The 24224-nt window shown below is 67.8% G+C and carries 27 protein-coding genes; 11 read left to right on the top strand and 16 right to left on the bottom strand.

The annotated features are described in order from the left end of the window. Positions 1–19 precede the first annotated feature (19 nt). The 3 genes from IEW01_RS15165 to IEW01_RS15175 form a co-directional block, all read right to left on the bottom strand. Positions 20–541 (bottom strand): hypothetical protein, encoded by a 522-nt coding sequence (locus tag IEW01_RS15165; protein ID WP_188529264.1) that lies wholly within the window; start codon positions 539–541, stop codon positions 20–22. A gap of 79 nt (positions 542–620) precedes the next feature. Next, positions 621–983, bottom strand: a complete 363-nt coding sequence (locus tag IEW01_RS15170; protein WP_188529266.1) for a DUF6768 family protein — start codon at positions 981–983, stop codon at positions 621–623. Further along, entirely contained in the window at positions 970–1527 is a 558-nt protein-coding gene (locus IEW01_RS15175; RefSeq protein WP_188529268.1) for an RNA polymerase sigma factor, read from the bottom strand. Before IEW01_RS15175 ends, IEW01_RS15170 begins: the two co-directional genes overlap by 14 nt. 182 nt (positions 1528–1709) lie before the next feature. Here IEW01_RS15175 and IEW01_RS15180 point away from each other — a divergent pair, with 182 nt between their 5' ends. Next, positions 1710–2084 (top strand): thiol-disulfide oxidoreductase DCC family protein, encoded by a 375-nt coding sequence (locus IEW01_RS15180; protein ID WP_188529270.1) that lies wholly within the window; start codon positions 1710–1712, stop codon positions 2082–2084. A 10-nt stretch (positions 2085–2094) separates the two neighbouring features. Here the strand turns inward: IEW01_RS15180 and IEW01_RS15185 are convergent, their stop codons facing one another. After that, complete coding sequence (locus tag IEW01_RS15185) at positions 2095–2898, bottom strand: 3-hydroxybutyrate dehydrogenase (RefSeq protein ID WP_188529272.1); 804 nt, start codon at positions 2896–2898, stop codon at positions 2095–2097. 244 nt (positions 2899–3142) lie between these two features. Between IEW01_RS15185 and IEW01_RS15190 the strand changes: the two genes are divergently transcribed. The 5 genes from IEW01_RS15190 to aat all read left to right on the top strand — a co-directional run bounded on the left by IEW01_RS15190 (position 3143) and on the right by aat (position 6951). Further along, entirely contained in the window at positions 3143–3769 is a 627-nt protein-coding gene (locus IEW01_RS15190; RefSeq protein WP_188529274.1) for a TetR family transcriptional regulator C-terminal domain-containing protein, read from the top strand. Between the two features lie 86 nt (positions 3770–3855). Further along, positions 3856–4269: a hypothetical protein gene (locus IEW01_RS15195; RefSeq protein WP_188529276.1), complete on the top strand. Its 414-nt coding sequence runs from the start codon at positions 3856–3858 to the stop codon at positions 4267–4269. 166 nt (positions 4270–4435) lie between these two features. Beyond that, a complete protein-coding gene (gene accB / locus IEW01_RS15200; protein WP_188529278.1) occupies positions 4436–4930 on the top strand; it encodes an acetyl-CoA carboxylase biotin carboxyl carrier protein in 495 nt (164 codons plus the stop codon). A gap of 15 nt (positions 4931–4945) precedes the next feature. Then, the gene (accC, locus tag IEW01_RS15205; RefSeq protein ID WP_188529280.1) at positions 4946–6292 is read left to right on the top strand and encodes an acetyl-CoA carboxylase biotin carboxylase subunit; all 1347 of its coding nucleotides are present in this window, start codon (positions 4946–4948) and stop codon (positions 6290–6292) included. 5 nt (positions 6293–6297) lie between these two features. Continuing rightward, on the top strand, positions 6298–6951 hold the full coding sequence (gene aat / locus IEW01_RS15210; RefSeq protein ID WP_268236835.1) for a leucyl/phenylalanyl-tRNA--protein transferase: 654 nt from the start codon (positions 6298–6300) through the stop codon (positions 6949–6951). Here aat and IEW01_RS15215 read toward each other — a convergent pair. From IEW01_RS15215 to IEW01_RS15225, 3 genes are all read right to left on the bottom strand, one after another. After that, the gene (locus tag IEW01_RS15215; RefSeq protein ID WP_188529282.1) at positions 6906–7442 is read right to left on the bottom strand and encodes a DUF2155 domain-containing protein; all 537 of its coding nucleotides are present in this window, start codon (positions 7440–7442) and stop codon (positions 6906–6908) included. The two genes, aat and IEW01_RS15215, sit on opposite strands and share 46 nt — an antisense overlap. 20 nt (positions 7443–7462) lie before the next feature. Beyond that, positions 7463–7837 carry an NADH:ubiquinone oxidoreductase subunit NDUFA12 gene (locus IEW01_RS15220; RefSeq protein WP_188529284.1) on the bottom strand — a complete coding sequence of 125 codons (375 nt, stop codon included), beginning with the start codon at positions 7835–7837 and terminating at the stop codon, positions 7463–7465. Between the two features lie 170 nt (positions 7838–8007). Continuing rightward, on the bottom strand, positions 8008–8478 hold the full coding sequence (locus IEW01_RS15225; protein ID WP_188529286.1) for a Fur family transcriptional regulator: 471 nt from the start codon (positions 8476–8478) through the stop codon (positions 8008–8010). A 141-nt stretch (positions 8479–8619) separates the two neighbouring features. Between IEW01_RS15225 and IEW01_RS15230 the strand changes: the two genes are divergently transcribed. The 4 genes from IEW01_RS15230 to IEW01_RS15245 are packed head-to-tail and all read left to right on the top strand — an operon-like array spanning position 8620 to position 12561. Next, positions 8620–9591 (top strand): metal ABC transporter solute-binding protein, Zn/Mn family, encoded by a 972-nt coding sequence (locus IEW01_RS15230; protein WP_188529288.1) that lies wholly within the window; start codon positions 8620–8622, stop codon positions 9589–9591. After that, positions 9588–10412 (top strand): metal ABC transporter ATP-binding protein, encoded by an 825-nt coding sequence (locus IEW01_RS15235; protein WP_188529290.1) that lies wholly within the window; start codon positions 9588–9590, stop codon positions 10410–10412. The genes IEW01_RS15230 and IEW01_RS15235 overlap by 4 nt, the downstream gene beginning before the upstream one ends. Beyond that, the gene (locus IEW01_RS15240) at positions 10409–11626 is read left to right on the top strand and encodes a metal ABC transporter permease (RefSeq protein ID WP_188529292.1); all 1218 of its coding nucleotides are present in this window, start codon (positions 10409–10411) and stop codon (positions 11624–11626) included. The genes IEW01_RS15235 and IEW01_RS15240 overlap by 4 nt, the downstream gene beginning before the upstream one ends. Then, positions 11626–12561: a metal ABC transporter permease gene (locus IEW01_RS15245; protein WP_188529294.1), complete on the top strand. Its 936-nt coding sequence runs from the start codon at positions 11626–11628 to the stop codon at positions 12559–12561. The genes IEW01_RS15240 and IEW01_RS15245 overlap by 1 nt, the downstream gene beginning before the upstream one ends. Before the next feature lie 29 nt (positions 12562–12590). Here IEW01_RS15245 and IEW01_RS15250 read toward each other — a convergent pair whose 3' ends face one another. Further along, positions 12591–12980 (bottom strand): RidA family protein, encoded by a 390-nt coding sequence (locus IEW01_RS15250; protein WP_188529296.1) that lies wholly within the window; start codon positions 12978–12980, stop codon positions 12591–12593. A 40-nt stretch (positions 12981–13020) separates the two neighbouring features. After that, complete coding sequence (locus IEW01_RS15255; protein ID WP_188529298.1) at positions 13021–15273, bottom strand: adenosylcobalamin-dependent ribonucleoside-diphosphate reductase; 2253 nt, start codon at positions 15271–15273, stop codon at positions 13021–13023. A 109-nt stretch (positions 15274–15382) separates the two neighbouring features. Between IEW01_RS15255 and IEW01_RS15260 the strand changes: the two genes are divergently transcribed. Then, a complete protein-coding gene (locus tag IEW01_RS15260; protein ID WP_188529300.1) occupies positions 15383–15814 on the top strand; it encodes a DUF1489 family protein in 432 nt (143 codons plus the stop codon). Between the two features lie 60 nt (positions 15815–15874). On the opposite strand, the gene IEW01_RS15265 is transcribed toward IEW01_RS15260, so the two are convergent. From IEW01_RS15265 to IEW01_RS15295, 7 genes are all read right to left on the bottom strand, one after another. Beyond that, a complete protein-coding gene (locus IEW01_RS15265) occupies positions 15875–16807 on the bottom strand; it encodes a 2-hydroxyacid dehydrogenase (RefSeq protein WP_188529302.1) in 933 nt (310 codons plus the stop codon). After that, positions 16804–17949, bottom strand: a complete 1146-nt coding sequence (gene rodA, locus IEW01_RS15270) for a rod shape-determining protein RodA (RefSeq protein WP_188529304.1) — start codon at positions 17947–17949, stop codon at positions 16804–16806. Before rodA ends, IEW01_RS15265 begins: the two co-directional genes overlap by 4 nt. Further along, a complete protein-coding gene (gene mrdA, locus IEW01_RS15275) occupies positions 17946–19889 on the bottom strand; it encodes a penicillin-binding protein 2 (RefSeq protein ID WP_188529306.1) in 1944 nt (647 codons plus the stop codon). The genes rodA and mrdA overlap by 4 nt, the downstream gene beginning before the upstream one ends. Beyond that, positions 19886–20425, bottom strand: coding sequence for a rod shape-determining protein MreD (locus IEW01_RS15280; protein WP_188529308.1), 540 nt, complete (start codon positions 20423–20425; stop codon positions 19886–19888). Before IEW01_RS15280 ends, mrdA begins: the two co-directional genes overlap by 4 nt. Next, the gene (gene mreC / locus IEW01_RS15285) at positions 20422–21366 is read right to left on the bottom strand and encodes a rod shape-determining protein MreC (RefSeq protein WP_188529310.1); all 945 of its coding nucleotides are present in this window, start codon (positions 21364–21366) and stop codon (positions 20422–20424) included. The genes IEW01_RS15280 and mreC overlap by 4 nt, the downstream gene beginning before the upstream one ends. Positions 21367–21401: 35 nt before the next feature. Continuing rightward, positions 21402–22439 (bottom strand): rod shape-determining protein, encoded by a 1038-nt coding sequence (locus tag IEW01_RS15290; protein WP_188529312.1) that lies wholly within the window; start codon positions 22437–22439, stop codon positions 21402–21404. Between the two features lie 132 nt (positions 22440–22571). Further along, positions 22572–24116: a 2-isopropylmalate synthase gene (locus IEW01_RS15295; RefSeq protein ID WP_188529314.1), complete on the bottom strand. Its 1545-nt coding sequence runs from the start codon at positions 24114–24116 to the stop codon at positions 22572–22574. Between the last annotated feature and the right edge of the window lie 108 nt (positions 24117–24224).

Below are 24224 nucleotides of genomic sequence, written 5' to 3' on the forward strand. Positions count from 1 at the left end.
GCAACCCCGGCCGTTTTCGTTACGGCCGCGCCCTGACCCAGTTCACGATCTCGCCGAGCTCGGGGTAGCTCTCCAGTTCCTCCGGCGAGACCCGGTAAGCCGAAACCTTGGGCGTGCCGCGGATCTCTTCCGGCACCAGCTTCTCGACATAGAGCGCCCAATGATTGCGCGGGGGCTGGCCGGTCAGCTGTTCGAGCTGTTCGTCGACGAATGCGACCTGCCCCGGGCGCACACCTCCCGACAGGCTGATGAAGGAATAGGGACCGATCGCCGGCCCCAGCGCCTTCAGCGCCGAGCGCATCGGGTGGGCGATCCAGCGATCCCAGAGCGGGGCGATTACCAGGAGGTGATCGTGCTCCGGCAGGCTGACCGGGTGGATCTTCGGAAACCGGCGAAACATCAGGTCGAGCGCAATGCTGATCGGCCAGCGTTTGCCGCGTGGCACGACTTCGACCAAGGGGCAACCGATCCGGCCGGCAAGGGCTTCGGCCAGCAGCCGGTTGTTGCCGGTGAAGGAGTAGGCGAGAACCACGGGCCGCATGATCGCCTCCATGAAACACACCCGATAGATGGGGCGCGCGGACAGGTTGTGCAACGCGACCGATCCGCGCTCCCGGCGCTCACTTCTCGCGCGCCGCCAGCATCAGCTGCACCCGCTTGAGCTCGCGGATCACCCGGTCGGTCTGGACCTCGGTGAGCAGGTAGATTTTCAACACCGCGACAACCAGCATCGCGACCACCGCCCCAAGCCCCCATTTCAGCGCAACCAAGGCGTCGGTCGCGGCGAAGAACTGCCAGCCGGCCCAGAAAAACAGCACCGCGAAGACCGCGATGTAGAGGTAGGTTATCCATTTTATCCAGGCATTGTGCCCGGAAAGCTGGGCCGCAAGCTCGGCGAACACGCCGCGCTCATTGGTTGCCTCCACGATCTCCCGGTCTTCCTCCGCGAGCGCCTCGGCGATCATCCGGTCAAGTTTGTCCATTTTCGTTTCCTTCCAAAAGGGCGCGCAATTTCGCGCGCGCATGCATGAGCCGCGTTTTCACCGTGCCCACCGGCACGTCGAGCGCGGTGGCCACTTCGGTTACGGAAAGGTCTTCAAGGTAGAACAGCGCCACGGTGGCGGCCTGGGCCGGCGGCAGCGCGGCGATGGCGGCGCGCAGTTTCGCCGCATCGAGGGCGCCCGGCCCCGCCTCGGCGACCGACGGCTCAACTTCCGCGCGCACCGCTTCGGCCAGCGACCGCCCGCGTTGGCGGCGCCTGATCTCGCGCGCCACCCGGCGGGTCACGATCCTGAGCGCCCAGGGCAGGAACAGGCTTTCGTCCCGCAACCGCCCCAGCCCGCGCAGGATCTCGATCCAGGCCTCCTGCACCACGTCGCGCGCGCCCTCCCGCTCTCCGAGCAGGCGCGTGGCATGGGCCAGAAGCCGGGGATCGCGCAGCGCGACCAGGCGCGCCATCGCCCGCCGGTCGCCGGTTCTGGCGGCGGCGACGAGCCAGGCATCGAGGGCACGTTCTTTCGCAGACATCGGTTTCCTTTCCGTTCCGATACAAGGCAAGTGCCCCGCGCGCGCAAAACGGTTCAATGCCGCGCGACGCGCCGCCGGTGATCGACGATCGTAACCGATCCGCGCCCGGCCGGCTGCCCTTTCGCTCCCGGTCAGCGATCCAGCCCGCGCCGCGCCGCGTATCTTGTTAAAAGGAGCGCATCATGGCGAAAACGACGATCTATTACGATGGCGACTGCCCGTTGTGCAGGGCCGAGATCGGCCAATATGCCCGGCTCGATCGGGACGGGGCACTTGATCTCGTCAACGTCGCCGATCCCGCGTCTCAGTTGCCGGAGGGCACCAGCCGTGCCGATGCCCTCGCCCGGTTCCATGCCAGAACCCGCGACGGCCAGCTGGTTTCGGGCGCGCGCGCTTTCGTCGAGGTCTGGCGCGATCTGCCGGGCTGGCGCTGGCTGGCGCATATCGCGCGTCTGCCGGGCGCGATCTGGCTGATGGAAGTGGGTTATCGGCTGTTCCTGCCGCTGCGCCCGGCCATCGTGCGCCTGTTCGTGGCCGTCACCCGGCGCCGGGCTTGACCCCGCCTGTTTACTGCGCCGTCCAGCCGCCATCGACGGGAATCGTCGCGCCGGTGACGTTATGGGCGAGCGGCGAGGTGAGCCAGAGCGCCAGCGCCCCGATCTCGGACGGGTCCGACATCCTGAGGCTAGGCTGTTTCTCGCGCAGGAGATCGGCCACGCCGGCGTCGCGGTCGCCGCCCCGCGCCTTGGCGCGAGACTGGATCTGCGGTTCGATCAGCGCGGTTTCGGTCCAGCCCGGGGCGATGCAATTGACCGTAACGCCGCCGGTCTCGCGGCTGCCGGCCTGCGCATATTCCAGCGCGGCAACCTTGGAGAGCCCGATCAGCCCGTGCTTGGCGGCAACGTAGGGCGCCTTGTTCATCGAGGCCACCAGCCCGTGCACGCTGGCGATGTTGATCACCCGCCCGTAACCGCGCGCGGCCATGCCGGGCAATGCGCCCTGCATGGTGTGGAACGCCGCCGAGAGATTCACCGCGAGAACCTGGTCCCAGATGCCCGGGTCCATCTCCTCGATCGAGGCGGTGTGCTGGATGCCTGCGTTGTTGACGAGGATATCCACCCCGCCCCAGGCCTCGACCGCCGCCATCAGCGCCGCGATGCGCTCGGGCTGGCGCAGGTCGCCCTCGAAGAACTCCGCCTGCGGCGCGCCCGCCTTCTTCAGCGCCTCGCAGGCCTCATGCACCTCGACCTCGCCGGCGATCCCGTGCACCGCGATCCGCGCCCCGGCCTCGGCCAGCGACTTGGCAACGCCAAACCCGATGCCGCGCACCGAACCCGTGACCAGCGCCGTCTTGCCCGTCAAATCAGTCATCGGTCTGTTCCTCTTTCCTCGATTCCGCACTAATGTGCGAATCCTGAAATTTCTTGCGGTCGAAAGCGGGGGAAACCCGATGGAATCACGAAAAAAGCCAAGTCCGCGTATGATCGTGACCCCCCGCGACCGGCCCGAGGTTAGGCCCTCGGTGGCGGCGACGCCAGAGCCGGTTTTCGACCAAACGGTTGAAAAGGCCTTCCATCCGGGGCAAGCTTCGCGCCAGACATCAGGAGTGGCGCAGATGGCAGACGATCCGCCCAGAACCCGGATCCAGCAAAAGAACCGCGCCGCCATTCTCGATGCGGCGTTGGAGGTGTTTTCGCAACACGGCTTTCGCGGCGCCACGCTCGACCAGATTGCCAGCGCCTCGGGGCTGTCAAAGCCCAACGTGCTGTATTATTTCCCCTCGAAGGAAGCGATCCACGAGGCGCTCGTGGGCGGGCTGATCGACACATGGGTGCAGCCGCTCCACGATCTCGACCCGAACGGAGACCCGGTGGAGGAAATCCTCGCCTATGTCGGGCGCAAGCTCGCCATGAGCCGCGAGATGCCGCGCGAGAGCCGCTTGTTCGCCAACGAGATCGTGCAGGGCGCGCCGCGTTTCGGCACCGAGATCACCGGCAGGTTCAAGGCGCTCGTCGACGAGAAGGCGGCGGTGATCCGCGATTGGGCCGAGGCCGGCCGGCTCAACCCGCTCGATCCCTACCACCTGATCTTCTCGATCTGGGCCACCACCCAGCACTACGCCGATTTCGACGTTCAGGTGCGCGGCATCCTCGCCCCCAAGGGCGACGAACATTTCGACGACGCGGCGCGCTTTCTCGCCGCGCTCTACCGCGCCGGTCTCACCCCGCCGGACCCGCGTTAACCAAAGCGCAGGAAATCTCTCCCCCGGCGCGCGCCGGCGGGCTATCCTCCGGCCGGTGGTGGGGGCTCCGCAAGGAGCAACGGGACATGGATTTTTCCAAGCCTGCGGCGCCGGCGTCGCCGATCGTGGCCCCGCTCGACCAGTCGCGCCGCCACGAGATGCAGGGCACGCGGATCGCCCCCGGTCAAACCGCGCAGGAGCCCGGCACAGAAGCGCGGAGCAATTCCGGGCAGGGACGGAGCGCGGCCGAGACGCGCGATCTGGCCGCCCTGCGCCAGGAAATGGAACGCCGCGCCCTGCAACCCGGGCCGCCCCCGGCCTTCAAGCTCAGCCTGCTCGAGATCAGCCGGGATCTGAAACACGCCATCGCACGTGCCGAAGCGATGCGGGCCGTGTTCCCCGACCTGGCCCCGCCGCAGCGGCAGGCACCGGCACCCGGCACGGACGCGCCATCGCCCGCAGGGCACCCCGGGCAGGTGGGCCAGGACCCGGCGGAGTAGCCTGGGCGGACGGGGGTTTCCGCGATCCCGCCCCACCTGATCCGGCGCGCCGACACAATGCGCCCGGAAGGAAAACTCGCGCTTTCAACTCGCCGCACACCAGCCTATAACCGGTAAAATCCAAAAACCCCGGGCCAGCCCGGGGGACCCAGGCGTCGAGGAAGGTATGACCGAGAAAACCCGTGAAAGTGACGTGGCCTTCATCAAGGCCCTGGCCGAACTCCTGACCGAGAACGACCTCGGCGAGATCAGGGTCAAGCGGAAATACGGCGAGGACGACGGGATCGACGTGCGCGTGAGCCGCGCCGGCGCGATGGCGGCGCAGCATTTCGTCGCCGCGCCAGCGCAAGCCGCCCCCGCCCCGGCCGCCGCCGCACCGGCAGCAGCGCCGATCAGCCCGGAGAGCGAAGGCGATCCGGCCGCCCACCCCGGCGCGGTCACCTCGCCGATGGTCGGCACGATCTACCTTCAGGCCGAACCCGGTGCCGCGCCCTTCGTCAAGGTCGGAGACAGCGTATCGGAGGGCGACACGGTCCTCATCATCGAGGCGATGAAGACGATGAACCAGATCCCCGCGCCGCGCGCGGGCACCGTCAAGCGCATCCTGGTGGAGGATGGCGCACCCGTGGAATTCGGCGCGCCGCTGATGATCATCGAATAAACCGGGGGCGGGCCTATGTTCGACAAGATCCTGATCGCCAACCGGGGCGAGATCGCGTTGCGGGTGATCCGCGCGGCGCGGGAGATGGGGGTGCGCACCGTCGCCGTCCACTCCACCGCCGACGCCGATGCGATGCATGTGCGCATGGCCGACGAGTCGGTCTGCATCGGCCCGCCATCGAGCACCGACAGCTACCTTTCGGTGCCCGCGATCATCGCGGCTTGCGAGATCACCGGCGCGCAGGCGATCCACCCGGGCTACGGCTTCCTTTCCGAGAACGCCGCCTTCGTCCAGATCCTCGAAGATCACGGCATCACCTTCATCGGCCCCACGGCGGAACATATCCGCATCATGGGCGACAAGATCACCGCCAAGGAGACGATGAGGAACCTCGGCGTGCCCTGCGTGCCCGGCTCCGACGGCGGCGTGCCCGACGCGGCGACCGCGCGCAGGGTGGCGGGCGAGATCGGCTACCCGGTGATCGTGAAGGCCACCGCCGGCGGCGGCGGGCGCGGCATGAAGCTCGCCAAGTCGGAAGCCGAGATCGAGCGCGCCTTCCAGACCGCGCGCACCGAGGCCAAGGCCGCGTTCGGCAACGACGAGGTCTATATCGAGAAATACCTCGGCGCGCCGCGCCACATCGAGATCCAGGTCTTCGGCGACGGCAAGGGGGGTGCGGTGCACCTCGGCGAGCGCGATTGCTCGCTGCAGCGCCGCCACCAGAAGGTGTTCGAGGAGGCCCCCGGCCCGACGATCGACGCCGAAACCCGCGCCCGGATCGGCAAGGTCTGCGCCGACGCGGTGGCCTCGATCAACTACGCCGGCGCGGGCACGATCGAGTTTCTCTACGAGAACGGCGAGTTCTACTTCATCGAGATGAACACCCGGCTCCAGGTCGAACACCCGGTCACCGAGGCGATCTTCGGGGTCGACCTCGTGCGCGAACAGATCCGCGTGGCCGAGGGGCTGCCGATGTCGTTCACGCAGGATGACCTGGTCGTCAACGGCCACGCCATCGAGATCCGGATCAACGCCGAGAAACTGCCGAACTTCTCGCCCTGCCCCGGCAAGATCACCCAGTATCACGTGCCCGGCGGGCTCGGGGTGCGGATGGATTCGGCGCTCTACGACGGCTATTCGATCCCGCCCTATTACGACAGCCTGATCGGCAAGCTCATCGTTCACGGCCGCGACCGGGCCGAGGCGCTCTCGCGCCTGCAGCGGGCGCTCGGCGAGTTGATCGTCGACGGGGTCGACACCACGGTGCCGCTGTTCCACGCGCTCCTGCAAGAGCCCGACATCATCGCCGGAAACTACAATATCCACTGGCTCGAGCGCTGGCTGGAAGAAAACCTCGGGTAATCCGCGTGGAGGCGACGCGTCTCAGCCCCGAGCTCTTGCTGCGCGCCTATGCCGCCGGGGTGTTCCCGATGTCGGAGGGGCGCGACGATCCGCGGGTGTTCTGGGTCGATCCCGACCGGCGCGGCATCCTGCCGCTCGATGGCTTTCACCTGTCGCGCTCGCTCAGGCGCGCGATCCTGCGCCACCCGTTCGAGCTGACCCTCGATCTCGCCTTCGAGGACGTGGTGCGCGGCTGCGCCGACCGCGACGAAACCTGGATCAACGACAGCATCTTCCGCGCCTATTTCGCGCTGCACCGGCTGGGCTATGCCCATTCGATCGAGGCCTGGGAGGGCGACCGGCTGGTGGGCGGGGTTTACGGCGTGGCGCTGGGGCGGGCGTTTTTCGGCGAGAGCATGTTCAGCGCCGCCACCGACGCCTCGAAGATCGCGCTGGCGACGCTGGTGGCGCACCTGTCGCGCACCGGGTTCACCCTGTTCGACACCCAGTTTCTCACCGAGCACCTCGCCTCGCTGGGGGGCGTGGAAATCAGCCGGTCGGACTATCGCGAGAGGCTTTCGGAGGCCTTGCAGGCCGGCGCGGCGGAGATCCTGTCACGCCCCCTGCCCGATCCTCACTCGGTGGTGCAGGCGATCACCCAGACGTCGAACCGGGCATGATCGAGCGCGTTCAGGGCCGGTGACGAGGCCACCATCCAGCCCTCGAAGACCGGCGCCTCCCCGGCTTCCTCGCGGATGACGAGCCAGGCGTAGGCATCTCCGGCGGGGTTATCGACCGGGTAACGGCATTCGCCGAGCGTGATCTGGAGCCAGCCTAATCCCACGGTTTCGCCATTTGAAAGGGTGAGGTCCTCGACCGAGCCCGCGAGCTTGTCGAGCCCCTTGAGCCGGGCGCCGGTTCCGGTGGCGACAACGTCTTCCTCGGTGGTGATGACTTCATCGCCGACCACGGAGCCGGGCGGCAAGGGTTCGAGGGTTTCGAAATCGAAGGTTTCAAGCTCGATCACTTCGCCCTCGGCGCTCTCGACGCTGTCGCTCTCGGGCAGCGGTTCGACCTCGGAAGGATCGACCGGGTCGAGCGGCACAACCACGATCTGCGCCACCGCCGGGCCGGCGGCAAGGACGAGAAGAAGCGAGAGGAGCCGGAGCATGGTCAACGCGAGCAACCGGGTTATTCCGGCTGCCACGCCTCGTAATCGCGCCGCTCCGCCGGATCTTCGCGACGGATCGACCCGGCCGGCACGTAGGCGAGCGCGGTGCCGGTGAGATTATCGTGGTGGGTCTTCTCCCAGGCCTTGTGCGGCAGGGGGTTTTCGGCCGGGTTCTCGTCGAAGGTATGGTGCAGCCAGCCATGCCACTCGGCGGGAACCTTCGAGGCTTCGGGCTCGCCGGAATAGATCACCCAGCGCCGCGAGTCGTCGCGGTTGCGGTAATAGATGTTGCCCAGCTCGTCTTCGCCCACCTTCGCGCCGCGGAACCGGGTCATCAGCCGGGTGCCAAGCGTTTCACCATGATACCATGTGATGAGCGACAGAATGAACCGCATCAGAGCCTCCGTTTGTCTCGCCCCCATATGGCGCAACGGGGCGTCGAGGTCCAGTGCCAAACCCGAGGCCGGGCGATGCACCGCCGGCGGGGACGTGGCCGGACGCGCGCCGGATCACCGTGCCGCGCCCGTTTCCCGTGGCGGGGTGCGTCGGAGCCGGTCGTGATTGCTCAGCTTTCGGACAGATCGGCGGTATCCTGTCTTTCCTCGGTCTCGTCGGGGGCCGCCTTGCGGCAGAACAGCTCGAGGCGATGCGCGACGATCTCGTAGCCATAGGCCTTGGCGATCTTCCGCTGCAGGCGCTCGATTTCCGCCGAAACGAATTCGCGGATCTCGCCGGTTTCGACGTCGATCAGGTGATCGTGGTGCGGGCGGTCGGCCAGTTCGAATCGCATCACGTTCTTGTCGAAGGTATGCGTGTGCAGCAGCCCCTTCTCGGAAAGCACCGACAGCGTGCGATAGGCCGTGGCCTGGCTCACGCTTTCATCGTGCTCGCGCGCGCGGGCCAGCACCTGCTCGGCGTTGGGATGGTCCTCGGCCTCGATCAGAACCTGGGCGATCGCCTGTCGCTGCCGGGTCACGCGCAGGCCGGCGTCCCGCAGGAGGTCGTCTCCGTCACTGCTTTGGAAAGGCTTGTTCATGCCGCGAGTATGCCCGAGAACCCGCCCCGCTCGCAAGCCTGTTGCGAATGCGTCTCAAGAGCATTGACGTTGCGAACGCTTCTCATTATCAGTTGAAGCCAGAGCGGCCTCCGCCGGGCCGTTTGGACGGGAGCTTGCGCGATGATCCTCAAGAAACACGGCCTCACGACCATCCTCGCGGCGATGCTGCTGGCGCTGTCAGCGGGCTGGGCCACCGCGCAGGACCGGCTGACCGTCGTCGCCACGACGGGCATGATCGCCGATGCGGCGCGCGAGGTTGGCGGTGACCTCGTCGAGGTGCGTGCCCTGATGGGGCCCGGCGTCGATCCGCATGCCTACCGCCAGACCCGGTCCGACATCGTGGCGTTGGCGAACGCCGACCTCGTGCTCTGGCATGGACTGTATCTCGAGGCGCAGATGGAGGATTTCCTGCGCGAGCTGGCGCGGAACGGCAATGTCGTGGCGGTGGCCGAAAGCCTGCCCCGAAGCCTGCTGATCGGCCACGAGGACTACGACGACAAGTTCGACCCGCACGTCTGGATGAACCCCGATCTCTGGTCGCGGGTGGTGCTCGAGGTTCGCGACGCACTGATCGCGGCGCGCCCCGACAGCGAAGCGGCGTTACGCGCCAACAGCGAGTCGCACCTCGCCGATCTGGAGCTGCTTGCGCAATATGCCACCGGGGTGCTCTCCTCGGTGCCGGCCGAAAGCCGCGTTCTGCTCTCGGCGCATGACGCCTTCAACTACTTCGGGTTGGCCTACGGCTTCGAGGTGCTGGGCATCCAGGGCATCTCGACCGAGAGCGAGGCCGGCCTCCAGCGGATCTCCGACCTTGTCGATACGCTCGTCGAGCGCAAGATCGGCGCGGTCTTCGTCGAAACCTCGGTCTCCGACCGCAACATCCGGGCGCTGATCGAAGGCGCGGCCGCACGTGGTCACGAGGTCGTCATCGGCGGTGAGCTGTTTTCCGACGCGATGGGTGAGGACGGCAGCTACGAGGGCACCTATCTCGGCATGATCGACCACAACGCGACGGTCATCGCCCGCGCCCTCGGCGGTGATGCGCCCGAACGCGGCATGTCGGGCCTGTTGACCCCACGGAGCACGGAATGACCCCCACCCCTGTCACAATCGCCGCCGAGGACGGACAAGCCCGCAACCCGGCCTTGCCCACGCCCGAAAGCGCGCTGGCCATGCGCGGGATGACCGTCTCCTACGGCGAGAAGCCCGCCGTGTTCTCGGTCGACGCCACCTTCCCGGCCGGTGCGATGTCGGCCATCATCGGCCCCAACGGCGCGGGCAAATCCACCCTGCTCAAGGCGTCGCTCGGCGTTGTGCCCCGGCTTTCGGGCGCGGTGACGGTGTTCGGCACACCGATCGAGAAGGCGCGCGACCGCATCGCCTACGTGCCCCAGCGCGCCAGCGTCGACTGGGATTTTCCCACCACCGTGATCGACGTGGTGCAGATGGGCCTTTATCGGAAGGTCGGCCTGCTCGGGCGGCTGTCGGGCGCGGCGGCACAGCAGGCCCGGACCTGCCTTGACCGCGTCGGCATGGCCGATTTCGCCGATCGCCAGATCGGCCAGCTTTCCGGCGGCCAGCAGCAACGGGTGTTCCTGGCCCGCGCGCTGGTGCAGGACGCCGACCTCTACCTGCTCGACGAGCCCTTCGCAGGCGTCGACGCCGCCACCGAACGGGCGATCATCGACGTGCTCAAGTTGCTCAAATCCGAGGGTAAATCGGTGGTCGCGGTGCACCACGACCTGGCCACGGCGCGGGGCTACTTCGATCACGTCTTCCTGATCAACGTCCGCCGGATCGCCGAAGGGCCGGTCGAGACCACCTTCACCGCCGAGAACCTCAACGCCACCTACGGCGGGCGCCTGTCGGCCACTCATGTGGACGAACTCACCCTCACCGGAGGCGCGGCGTGAGCCCCTTCCTCGACGCCCTGCTCCTGCAGGCCGGCTATAACGCCGCGCTCGTCGGCATCGGCGCGGGCCTGCTCGGTTTCGCCGCCGGATCGTCGGGCACGTTCCTGTTCCTGCGCAAGCGCGCGCTGGTGTCGGACGCGGTGGCCCACGCCACCCTGCCCGGCGTCGGGCTGGCCTTCATCGTCATGGTCGCGCTCGGCGGCGACGGGCGCAGCCTCGCCGGCCTGCTGATCGGCTCCGCCGTCACGGCGTGGATCGGCCTGATGCTGATCGAATGGATCACCCGCCGGACCCGCCTTGCGGAAGACGCCGCCATTGGCGCGGTGCTGGGCGTGTTCTTCGGGCTGGGTATCGTCCTGCTCACCGTGATCCAGACGATGAGCGCCGGCCGCCAGGCCGGTCTTGAAGGGTTCCTGCTGGGTTCGACCGCCGGGATGCTGTTCGAGGACGCGATCATCATCGCCGTCGGCGGGTCGGTCGCCGTGTTCGCGACCTGGCTTCTGCGCCGGCCGATGACGCTCGTCGCCTTCGACCCGGATTACGCCGCCGCGCTCGGCTACGACGTGCGGCGGATCGACCTGATGATGATGGGCCTCGCGATGGCGGTCACCGTGATCGGCCTGAAGCTGGTCGGCCTTATCCTGATCGTCGCGATGCTGATCATCCCCTCGGTGACGGCGCGGTTCTGGACCGAGCGGGCGCATCACGTGGTCTGGATCGCGGGCGGGATCGGCGGCGTTTCGGGCTATGTCGGCGCGGCGATCTCGGCGTCGGCCCCGTCGATGCCGACCGGGCCGGTGATCGTGCTGGTGGCGGCCGGCGCCTTCGCCATCTCGCTGCTCTTCGCGCCGGTGCGCGGGGTTGTCGCCTCGCTGTTGCGGCACCGCAGGTTCCAGGTGCGGGTGCATCGCCGCCAGGGCCTGCTGGCGCTCGCGCATCAGCATCCGATCCGCGAACCCTTCACCTTGCGCCTTCTCGCCCGCGAGGGCCTTGTCCGCGCCGATGGCGTGGCCACCCAGGCCGGCCGGGCACAGGCGGCGAAGGTTTCGCGCGATGAACGGCGTTGGGCGATCGCGCGCGAAATCCACCAGGACGCCGGTCTCACTGGCCGATACGATGGCCTGACCCCGATCGAGGAGGTCTTCACCGCCGACGAGATCGGCGAGTTTGACCGCCGCCTCGGCGCGCCGGTCGGCCTAGGAGGGGGCAGTTGATGGGAACCGACTTCGTCCAGTTCTCGCTGACCCCGATCCTGATCGGCACCTTCGCGGCCATCGCCTGCGCGCTGCCCGGCAATTTCCTTATCCTGCGGCGGCAGGCCCTGATCGGCGACGCCATCAGCCATGTCGTGCTGCCCGGCATCGTCGTTGCCTTCCTCGTCACCGGCGCGGTCGCGGCGATCCCGATGCTGATCGGCGCCGCCGGCGCGGCGATCGTGGCGGTGATCCTGATCGAGACGGTGAAACGGCTCGGCCGGATCGAGCCGGGCGCCGCCATGGGCGTGGTCTTCACCACGCTCTTCGCCGCCGGCGTGCTGCTGCTCGAACAGACCGACACCTCCAGCGTTCACCTCGATGTCGAACACGCGCTGATGGGCAACCTCGAATCGCTGATCTGGTTCCGCGCCACCGGGTGGGACTCGCTGCTCGATCCCGCGGCCCTGGCCACCCTGCCGCCGGAACTCGGCCGCATGGCCGCGGTCTGCGCGCTGATCGTCGGGCTCATGCTGGTGTTCTGGCGCTGGCTCAAGATCGCCACCTTCGACGAGGGCTTCGCGCAGGCGCTCGGCATTCCCGCCGCCGGCCTTGGCTTCGGCCTCGTCATCACCGCCGCCGTCGCCGCCGTGGCGGCCTTCGACGCGGTCGGCTCGATCATCGTGATCGCGATGTTCATCTGCCCGCCCGCCGCCGCGCGGCTGATGACCAATCGGCTGGCGGCGCAGGTCTGGTGGTCGGTCGCTTTCGCGACGGTCTCGGCCGTTCTGGGCTACGTCCTCGCGGGCTACGGCCCGCTCTGGTTCGGCGGTCAGAACGCGTTGAGCGCGGCCGGCATGATCGCGGCGGTCTCGGGCGTGATCCTCGGCCTTGCGGTGCTGTTCGGGCCGCACCGCGCACGGGTGGGCGCCGGGCGCGCGGATGCGTCTGGCTGACACGCGGCGCCAGCCGCCGGATCGGTAGTTCAGGCCCGCGCCTGACGGCGCGCGGTAACCTCGATCTCGATCTTCATCTGCGGGGTCATAAGCCCCGCCACCAGCATGGTCGCCGCCGGGCGCGCCTTGCCGAAAGCCTCGCGCAGCACCGGCCAGCAGGGCTCGAAATCCGCCGGGTCGGGCAGGATGTAGCGCACGCGCACCACGTCATCGAGGCTGGCCCCCGCCTCTTCAAGCGCGCGGGCGATCGTCGCCAGCGTGTTGGCCGTCTGCTCGACGACGCTCTCGGGCATGGTCATGGTCTCATAGTCGTAGCCGGTGGTGCCGGCGACGAATATCCAGTCGCCATCAACGACGGCGCGGCTGTAGCCGATCTGGGCCTCGAACGGTGATCCGGACGATATCCACTTACGTTTCATACCGCACCCCTGCTGGCGGTGGGACGGGCGCGCCCCGGCCTCAGCCGCATTTCGAATGGCCACAGGCGCCGCAGGTCATGCAACCCTCGACCATGCGCATCTCGTACTGGCCGCAGCGCGGACAGGCCGGGCCGCGCCGAATACCGAGGTTGACCACTTCCGATTGCGGGTCGGACTTCAGCCCCATGCCCTCGCCGGCGAGGAAGCCCGTCTCGATCATGTGGCGCTCGATCACGCCGCCGATCGCGGCGAGGATGGAGGGCACGTATCTGCCGCCGATCCAGCCGCCGCCGCGCGGATCGAACACCGCCTTGAGTTCCTCCACCACGAACGACACGTCGCCGCCGCGCCGGAACACCGCCGAGATCATCCGGGTGAGCGCCACCGTCCAGGCGAAATGCTCCATGTTCTTGGAGTTGATGAACACCTCGAAGGGCCGCCGGTGACCGTTCACCACCAGATCGTTGATGGTGATGTAGATTGCGTGCTCGCTCTCGGGCCAGCGCAGCTTGTAGGTGGCGCCTTCGAGCGCGGAGGGCCTGTCGAGCGGCTCCGACATGTAGATCACGTCGGCCCCGTGATCGGCCTCGGGCGCCTCCTCGCTGGTTTCGCTGACGCTCAGCACCGAGCCGGTCACGTCGTTCGGGCGGTAGGTGGTGCAGCCCTTGCAGCCGGTATCCCAGGCTTCGAGGTAGACGCTCTTGAACGCCTCGAAGCCGATATCCTCGGGCACGTTGATGGTTTTCGAGATCGAGCTGTCGACCCATTTTTGCGCCGCGGCCTGCATCTTGACGTGTTCGGAGGGCGTCAGCGTCTGGGCGTTCACGAAGTAATCGGGCAGCGCGCGGTCGCCGAACTTGTCGCGCCACATCTGCACCGCGTAATCCACAACCTCTTCCTCGGTGCGGCTGCCGTCCTTCTGCAGCACCTTGCGGGTGTAGGCGTAGGCGAACACCGGCTCGATGCCGCTCGAGACGTTGCCGGCATAAAGGCTGATCGTGCCGGTGGGGGCGATCGAGGTGAGCAGCGCATTGCGGATGCCGTGGGTGCGGATCGCCTCGCGCACGTCGTCGTCCATGTGGGTGAGGGAACCGGAGGCGAGGAAGGCCTCGGCGTCGAACAGCGGGAACGGGCCCTTCTCCTTCGCCAACTCCACCGAGGCGAGGTAGGCCTCGCGCGCGATGAGGCGCATCCAGTCTTCGGTTTGCGCCGCCGCCCCGTCGGAGCCATAGCGCAGGCCCAGCATCAGGAGCGCGTCGGCCAGCCCCGTCACCCCGAGCCCGATGCGCCGCTTCGCCTGCGCTTCCTGGCGCTGCGCCTCGAGCGGGAAGCGCGACTCGTCCACCACGTTGTCCATCATCCGCACCGCGGTGCGCACGAGTTGGCCGAGCGCGGCGCCGTCGAGCGCGGCCCCCTCCTCGAACGGCGCCTGCACCAGCCGGGCGAGGTTGATCGAGCCGAGCAGGCAGGCACCGTAGGGCGGCAGCGGTTGCTCGCCGCAGGGATTGGTGGCGGAGATCGTCTCGCAATAGGCGAGATTGTTCATCTTGTTGATCCGGTCGATGAAGATCACCCCCGGCTCGGCGTAATCATAGGTCGCCTGCATGATCCGGTTCCACAGGTCGCGCGCCTCGACGGTGTGGTAAACCTTGCCGTCGAACACGAGATCCCAGCTCGCATCGGCCTTGACCGCCTCCATGAACGGATCGGTCACCAGCACGCTCATGTTGAACATGCGCAGCCGGGCCGGATCGGATTTGGCAGCGATGAAATCCTCGATATCGGGGTGGTCGCAGCGCATCGTCGCCATCATCGCGCCGCGACGGCTGCCCGCGCTCATGATGGTGCGGCACATCGCATCCCACACATCCATGAAGGAAAGCGGCCCGGAGGCGTCGGCGGCCACGCCCTTCACGTCGGCGCCCTTGGGCCGAATGGTGGAGAAATCGTAGCCGATGCCGCCGCCCTGCTGCATCGTCAGGGCCGCTTCGCGCAGGTTTTCGAAGATGCCCGACATCGAATCGGGGATCGTGCCCATCACGAAGCAGTTGAACAGCGTGACGTTGCGCTCGGTGCCCGCGCCGGCGAGAATGCGGCCGGCTGGCAGGAACTTGAAGTCGGCGAGGGCTTCGAAAAACTCGCCCTCCCGCTCCGGTTCACGCGCGCTCAGCGCCCGGGCGACGCGGCGCCAACTGTCTTCCACGCTCTGGTCGATCGGCGTGCCGTCAGCCTGCTTGAAACGGTATTTCATGTCCCAGATGGACTCGGCGATCGGGGCGGCGAAACGGCTCATCGGGCAAATCCTGCGCAGGCGTGGAGGGATGATCACGATACGCGGAGGGCCCGACCGGGTCAACTTGCGCCCGGGCCCGGGGCCTGTATTTTGTGTGCAGGGGGTGCCAATGCCGCAACACGTCAACCTTGTGAAACTCTGCGTCGGCTGCGAGAGCGTCGACGATCTTGCCCGGTTCCAGCGCGAGCGCGGGATGGGCGACCCGGACTGGCTGCCCCGCCACGTCACCCGGATGTGGCCCAAGCGCGAGGCCGAGTTGGTCGCGGGCGGCTCGCTCTACTGGGTGGTCAAGGGGGCGATCCTCGCCCGACAGCGCATCCTGCGGCTCGACGAGGTGATCGGGCAGGACGGGATCCGGCGCTGCGGCATCGTGATGGCGCGCGAGATCCACCGCACCCAGACCGCGCCGCGCCGGGCCTTCCAGGGCTGGCGCTACCTCGCGCCGGCGGATGCGCCCGCCGATCTGCCGCCCGGCCGGGAAGGTGAGGAGGCGCTGCCGGCGGAATTGTCGTCGAAGCTGGCCGAGATCGGCATCTTCTGACCCGGCCCCACGTCCCGCAAGATGCGCGCGGCGGACACGGTTCCGCCGCCGAAAGGCGGATCAGTAGCCCGCGCTGCGATCGACGAGATGCAGCAGCGGCTCCCCCGTTTCGCCGCGCCGGATATTCTCGGCGATGACCCGCGCCGCCGTCGCCGCCCGGGTTTCGGAGGCGATATGCGGCGTCACCGTCACGCGCGGGTGGCGCCAGTAGGGATGATCCTCAGGCAAGGGCTCCACCCGGAAGGTGTCGAGCGTGGCATGCGCCACCTGCCCGGCGTCGAGCGCGGCGAGCAAGCCTTCGTCGTCGATCAGCCCGCCGCGCCCGGGGTTGAGGATCACGGCGCCCTCCGGCAACCGGGCGAGCGCCGCCGCGTCGAGGGTGTTTTCGGTCGCCGGTGTAAGCGGCAGCAGGAGCACGAGGATCTCGGAGCGCGCAAGCACCGCGTCAAGGCCCCCGGGGCCGGCATGGCAGGCCACGCCCGCGATCTCCTTGGGGCGGCGCGACCATCCGGCGACGTCGAAGTTCAGCCCCGCCAGCGCCCGGGCACAGGCCGCGCCAAGCTCGCCCAGCCCCAGCACGCCGACGCGGCGGTCACGGGCGAGCGGCGGCACGTGCTTGTGCCATTTCGGCTCGGTGCGGCAGATATCGGCATCCATCCCGAGGTGATGGCGCAGAACGTGGCCGGTGACCCATTCCACCATGCCCTCGGTCAGCCCGGGATCAACCATCCGGGCATAGAGCATCGTCAGCGTCGGGTTGGAGATGATCGTCTCCACCCCGGCCCAGAGCCCGAGCGCGGCCCTGGCGCGGGTATAGGGCGAGAGGTCCACCGCACCGGAATGCGGGGCATAGACGATGTAATCGACGTTTTCGGGCGGGTGGTCCATTGCCAGCGCGGCCTCCAGCCCCGCCTCGCCCAACGCCTCGGCCAGCGGCGTGCGATACGCCTCGAACACCTCGCGGGAGGTTATGAACTGCACCGCCACGCTCATTTCGACCGCGCCCTGTGCACATGCGCCGATTGCACGAGACCGAAGCCGATCAGCAGCACCAGCATGGCCGAGCCGCCGTAGCTGACCAGCGGAAGCGGCACGCCCACCACCGGCGCGAGCCCCATCACCATCGACATGTTGACCGCGAAATAGAAGAAGAAGGTGGCGGCGATACCGAAGGTGAGCAGCGCCCCGAACCGGTCGGGGTTGCGCATCGCCGAGACCACGGAGACGAAAATGATACCGACATAGAGCGCCAGCAGGGAGCTTGCGCCGACGAAGCCGAATTCTTCCGCCAGCGTGGTGAAGATGAAATCGGTGTGTTTCTCGGGCAGGAAGTTCAACCGGCTCTGCGTGCCTTCCATGAAGCCCCGCCCGGTCCAGCCGCCCGAGCCGAAGGCGATCTTGGACTGGGTGATGTGATAGCCCGCGCCGAGCGGGTCGCTGGAGGGGTCGAGGAAGGTGTCGATTCGGCGATACTGGTAATCCTTGAGCAGTTGCCACGGCGTGCCGCGCGACAGGAACACCGCCGCCACCGCGCCCACGCCCAGCGCGCCGACCGCGAGAAAGTAGAACAGGTGTACGCCCGCGAGCCACATCAGCACCGCGCCGCCCAGCAGCAGCAGAAGCGCGGTGCCGAGATCGGGCTGGGCCAGCGTGAGGGCGGCGGGCATCAGCACGATCAGCACCGGCACCAGAACCCACAACGGGCGCGAAACCTTGTTCACGTCGAGCCAGTCGTAATATGCAGCCAGCACCATCACGAGCGTGATCTTGGCCAGTTCCGAGGGCTGCAGGCGCATGAATCCGAGGTTGATCCAGCGCTGCGCACCCATGCCCGTCTCGCCGAAGAATTCCACCGCCAGCAGCAGCGCGAGCGAGACGAGGAAGGCCAGCACCGCCATGTTGCGCCAGAACCAGATCGGCACCATGGCGACGAAGAACATCAGCGCCAGCCCGAGGCCGAAACGCTTCATCTGCGGCTCGGCCCAGCGGCCCATGTCGCCGCCGGCGACCGATGTGAGCATCAGAAAGCCGATCCCCGCCGCCGCCGCGAGCAGAAGCAGCAGCGCCCAGTTCAGGTAGAGCACCTTGGCCAGCCCGGTTGGCGTCCATTTGACGTTGTATTCGAGATAACTCACGCTTGGCTCCTGCCCCGCGAGGGCGCTTGCGGCGGGCGCAGATCGAGGTTGTCGAAACGGCTGCGGATGGTGTTGCGCTGCGTCGCCGGGTAGGCGGAAAGCGGCGGCACGTCGTCGTAGAGCGCGGCAAGCAGCACGTCGCGCGCGATCGGGGCCGCCGCCGTCGAGCCGCCGCCGCCGTGTTCGACCACCACGGAGACGACGAGTTCCGGCGCGTCGTGTGGCGCGTAGCCGACGAACAGGGCGTGGTCGCGCCGCTCCCATGGCAGATCATCGTTCGAGGTCACCCCGCTGGCGCGTTCGGCGGCGGTGATGTTGCGCACCTGGCTGGTGCCGGTCTTGCCCGCCATGCGCAGGCCTTCGGCCACCACGCGCGAACTGCCCGCCGTGCCACGCGCGCCGTTCACCACGTCATACATGCCCTGGCGCACCAGCGCGAGGTTTTCGGGGTCGAGCCCGAGCGGTTCCAGCCCGTTGACAGGCTGTTCCACGCCGTCGATCGAGAGCACGAGGCGCGGCGATATCTGGGTGCCGGACGCGATCCGCGCCGTCATCACCGCCAGTTGCAGCGGCGAGGCGAGCACGAACCCCTGGCCGATGGTGGCGTTGAGCGTGTCGCCGATCATCCAGTCGCCCCGGCCGTTTTCCAGCTTCCAGCTGCGCGAGGGGATCAGCCCCGCCGCCACCGAGGCGAGCGGCAGGTCGTGCTCGACACCGAGCCCAAGCCGCCGCGCCATTGCGGCGATGCGCTCGATCCCGACAAGCTGGGCCAGCTCGTAGTAATAGACATCGCAGCTCTCGCTCAGCGAGCGCAGCAGGTCGACCCGTCCGTGCCCGCCCCGGCTCCAGCAATGGAACCGGCGCGACCCGACCTCGATGAAGCCCCGGCAGGTGAAGGTGTCGTCGGAGGCGATAAGCCCGTCTTCGAGCGCCGCCAGCGCGGTGACCATCTTGAAGGTGGAGCCGGGCGGATAGATCCCCTGCGTCGCCTTGTTCGGCAACGGCCGGTAAGGGTCTTCGAGCAAGGCGTTGTAGGCCTTGGAGGAGATCCCCCGCACGAACAGGTTGGGGTCGAAACTCGGGGCCGAGGCGAGCGACAGGACATCGCCGTTGCGCGCATCCATCACCACCACCGCCGCGCTTTCGCCCGCCACCCGCGCCTCGCAGAAGTTCTGCAGCGCGTGGTTGACGGTGAGTTGCACGCTGGCGCCCGGCACCCCTTCCTCGCGGCTGAGTTCGCGCATCACCCGGCCGACGGCGTTGACCTCCACCCGGCTGGTGCCCGCGCTGCCGCGCAGAACCGGCTCGAGGCGCGCTTCGATCCCGGTCTTGCCGATCTGGAAGCGCGGGATCTGGAGCAACGGGTCGGGGTCTTCGGTACGGTTCAGGTCGCGCTCCGAGACCGGGCCGACATAGCCCACGAGATGGGCGAAATCGGCGCCCATCGGGTAGAACCGGCTGAGCCCCATCTCGGGGAAGACACCGGGCAGCGCCGGGGCATTGACCGCGACCTTGGCGACGTCGTCCCAACTCACGCGGTCGGCGATGGTGACCGGCACGAAGGGTGAGCGACGGCTCATCTCGCCGAGCGCGCGGGCTTTCGCCGCCGGTTCGAGCCAGATCAGCTTGCCCAGCCGCTCGAGGATCGCTTCGGGATTGCCGGCGTCCTCGCGCACCATGACGATACGGTAGTTCTGTTCATTCCCCGCGAGCAGCACGCCCTTGCGGTCGAAGACCAGCCCGCGCGCGGGCGGCAGGAGGCGGATGTTGATCCGGTTGCGGTCGGCGAGAAGGCGGTATTCGTCGGCCTGTTCGAGCTGCATGTAGCGCATCCGCCCCGCGAGCACACCCACGAACCCCAGTTGCGCCGCGCCAAGGATCAGGCCGCGGCGGGTGATGAAGCGCGCGCTTTTCTCGATATCCGCGGGGGACCGTTTCATATCAGCCGCGCCTCCGCCGCGTGTTCGCCTGGGGCGAGGCGGCGCACCCCGAAGCCCCAGACCGAGATCGCGGCCACCAGCGGGTAGACCACCACGTTCACCGCGAGGCCGAGAACCGCGAGGCCAAAGCCGCCTTGCTCGACGAAGAACAGGGCGAGCAGCACCCGTTCGGCCAGGAGCATCGCCGCGAGCACCGCGCCAACCGTTGCCCATTCCACCGCAAGACCGCGCTCGCGCAGCGCCCCGCCGCGCACGCGCAGCCATTCCAGCCCGATCACCGCCAGCGCCGTGACCAGGCCGGGCGGACGCAGAAAGATCATGTCGGTGGCCAGCAGAACCGCGGCAAAGGGCAGGACGGGCACGAAATCGGGCCGCCGCAGCACCCAGGCGAAGCCCAGAAGCACGATCAGGTCGGGCGGCGGCATACCGCCGGAGGAGGCGTCGAGCGGCAGCATCCGGATGAAAACGATCAGCGCGGAGAGCCCGAGGAACAGCCCCAGGTAGGCCCAGCGGTGCAAGGTGAGCGGGGAGATCATTGCTCGGCCTCCCCCGCCTCGCCCGCCGTCCGGGCGGCGATGTCATCGGCGCTTTCGCCCTCGGCCACCGGGGCCATGACCGGGTTCATCACGATCAGCGCACCGGCGTCTTCGACGAACTCGCCCGGGTGCGAGCGCAGCACCCGCAGGAACTCAAGCCGGCCATAATCGGCGGCGAGGCGCACCCGCAGCCGCCGGTCGGGGCCGCGCACCACCTCGCCCACGAGCAGCCCGGCGGGAAACAGCCCGCCATCACCGGAGGAGACCACCCGGTCGCCCGGCCGCACCTCGTCGGTGTTCTCGATGAATTCCAGCGGCGGCTGGGCGGTGTTGTCGCCGCGCAGAAGCCCGGTCTGGCCCGAGGGCTGGATGGTGATGGGGATGCGGCTGTTCGAATCGGTAAGCAGGATCACCCGCGAGGTCTGGTCGCCCACGCCCGAGATCCGGCCGACGAGGCCGAGCCCGTCCATCGCCGCCCAGCCGTCGACCAGCCCATCGCGCGCGCCGACGTTGAGCAGCACCGACTGGCGGAACGGCGAGCCCGAGTCGGCCAGCACCACGCCGGTGACGAAGGAGAGCCGGGCATCGAGCCGGACGTTGTTGAGGTCGAGCAACTGGGCATTTTCCTGTTCCAGCTGCAGCGCCGCCTCGCGCCACGCCTTCATCTGCTGAAGCTCGCGGCGCAGTTCCTGGTTCTGCTCGGCCAGCCGGGCGTAGGACTGAAACCCCTCGATCAGCCCCGCCGCCTTGGTCACCGGCACCAGCGCCCATTCCATGTTGGGCACCAGCGTGTCGACGATCTGGGCGCGGAACCGCTCGACCCTGGGGCTGTCGATCCGCCAGACGAGGAACACCAGCAGCAGGCTCACCACGACCAGCCCCACCAGGATGCGCCTGACAGGGGTTACATAGTCTTCGCCGTGCCGTCTGTTCTTCGCCAAACAGGCCTCCCACGCGACGGGGGCCACCCCCGGCGTCAGCTATCGTAGTCGATAACGTGTCGCAGTTGCTTTTCGTATTCCAGAGCGCGGCCGGTGCCCAGCGCCACACAATTGAGTGACTCGTCGGCCACCGAGATTGACAACCCGGTCTGCTCCCTGAGCGCGAGATCGAGCTCGCCCAGCAGCGCGCCGCCGCCGGTGAGCATCACGCCCCGGTCGACGATATCGGCGGCAAGATCGGGCGGGGTGGTTTCGAGCGCGGTCATCACCGCCTCGCAGATCTGCTGCACCGGCTCCGCCAGCGCCTCGGCCACCTGCGCCTGGTTGATCTCGAGTTCCTTCGGCACGCCGTTGAGCAGGTCGCGCCCGCGGATCATCATGCTCACGCCGCGGCCGTCATCGGGCATCCGGGCCGACCCGATCGAGGTCTTGATCCGCTCCGCCGTGCTCTCACCGATCAGCAGGTTGTGCTGGCGGCGCAGGAAGTTGACGATCGCCTCGTCCATCCGGTCGCCGCCCACCCGGACCGAGCGGGCATAGACGATATCGCCGAGCGAAAGCACCGCCACCTCGGTGGTGCCGCCGCCGATGTCGACGACCATCGAGCCGGTGGGATCGGTGATCGGCATCCCGGCACCGATCGCGGCCGCGATCGGTTCGGCGATCAGCCCGGCGCGCCGCGCGCCCGCGCTCAGCACCGATTGCCGGATGGCGCGCTTTTCCACCGGAGTCGCGCCATGGGGCACGCAGACGATGATCTTGGGCTTGGAGAAGGTGGTTCGCTTGTGCACCTTGCGGATGAAGTACTTGATCATCTCCTCGGCGCTGTCGAAATCGGCGATGACCCCGTCGCGCATCGGCCGGATCGCCTCGATCGAGCCAGGCGTGCGCCCGAGCATCAGCTTGGCGTCTTCGCCGACGGCGAGCACCTTCTTGACCCCGTCCTTGACGTGGTAGGCCACGACCGAGGGCTCGTTGAGGATGATCCCGCGGCCCTTGACGTAGACCAAGGTGTTCGCGGTGCCGAGGTCGATCGCCATATCGGACGAGAAGAGGCCGGAGAGGAGTGACATCGGTGCGAAGATCCCGTGTGAGTGGCAGGGCGGGCGGCTGCCCGCGTCCGCGACTTATAGGGGTGGGGGCGGCGCGTGGAAAGGCCCCGCGCCGCGCCTCACGGCAGTTTTTCGCCGTCGCCCGCCGCGGGCTCAGACGCCTTCCGGCTTGGTCTTCTCGCGCCGCACGATCAGGTTGTTGAGCGCGTTGACGTAGGCCTTGGCGGAGGCGACCACGGTATCGGTGTCGGATGACAGGCCGGTGACGATCTTGCCGTCTTCCTCCATCCGCACCGTCACCGTCGCCTGCGCGTCGGTGCCTTCGGTGACGGCGTGCACCTGGTAGAGGTTGAGCTTGGCGGTGTGCGGAAACAGCTGCTTGATCGCGTTGAAGGTGGCGTCGACCGGGCCGTCGCCGGTGGCGGTCACCTGGTTGTCGACGCCATCGACGGAGAGCGTGAGATCGGCCGATTGCGGCGCCTCGGTGCCGCAGATCACCCGCAGGAACTTGACCTGGATCCGGTCGTTGGCGGCATCGGTGCCATCGCCCAGCAGCGCGATCAGGTCTTCGTCGAAAACCTCCTTCTTGCGGTCGGCAAGTTCCTTGAAGCGCACGAACACGTCGGCGAGTTGGTTGTCGGCCAGCTCGTAGCCCAATCCCTTCATCTTCGCCTTGAGCGCGGCGCGGCCGGAGTGCTTGCCGAGCGGCAGCGAGGATTCGGCCAGGCCGATATCCTCGGGTCGCATGATCTCGAAGTTCTGCGGGTTCTTCAGCATCCCATCCTGGTGGATGCCGCTTTCATGCGCGAAGGCGTTCTTGCCGACGATCGCCTTGTTGAACTGCACCGGGAAGCCGGAAACCTGCGCCACCCGACGACTGATCGACATGATCCGGGTGGTGTCGACGCCGGTGGTATAGGGCATGATGTCGTTGCGCACCTTGAGCGCCATCACCACCTCTTCCAGCGCGGTATTGCCGGCGCGCTCGCCAAGCCCGTTGATCGTGCTCTCGATCTGGCGCGCCCCCGCCTCGACGGCGGCCAGCGCGTTGGCCGTGGCCATGCCCAGATCGTTGTGGCAATGGGTGGCGAAGACGATCTCGTCGGCCCCGGGCACCTTTTCGATCAGCATCCGGATCAGCTCGGCGCTCTCGCGCGGCGCGGTATAGCCCACGGTATCGGGGATGTTGATCGTGGTGGCCCCGGCCTTGATCGCGATCTCGATCACCCGGCAGAGATAATCGTGCTCGGTGCGGGTGGCGTCCATCGGGCTCCACTGCACGTTGTCGCACAGGTTGCGGGCATGGCTCACCGTCTCGTGGATCAGGTTGGCCATCTCGTCCTTGCTGAGGCCGGGGATCTCGCGGTGCAGCGGCGAGGTGCCGATGAAGGTGTGAATGCGCGGGCGGCCGGCGTGTTTCACCGCCTCCCAGCAGCGGTCGATATCCTTGAAGTTCGCCCGCGAAAGGCCGCAGATCACCGCGTCTTTCGAGCGCTGCGCGATTTCCTTCACCGCGTTGAAATCACCCTCCGAGGCGATCGGAAAGCCCGCCTCGATGATGTCCACGCCCATGTCGTCGAGCATCTCGGCGATCTCGAGCTTCTCGGCATGGGTCATGGTCGCGCCGGGGCTTTGCTCGCCGTCACGCAATGTCGTGTCGAAAATCAGGACACGATCCTGTTCGGTGGGGATGTTCATGGTGCTATCTCTTCTGTTCTGGTCTTAGCCGGTCTGCGTCAGAAGGCGCGCAAAAGGTATCCTCTGAGCGCTCGCGCCAAGGGGCACGCTCAGAGGCGGCTAAGAAGA

Source organism: Sinisalibacter lacisalsi (assembly GCF_014640115.1).
Classification (GTDB): Bacteria; Pseudomonadota; Alphaproteobacteria; order Rhodobacterales; family Rhodobacteraceae; genus Sinisalibacter; species Sinisalibacter lacisalsi.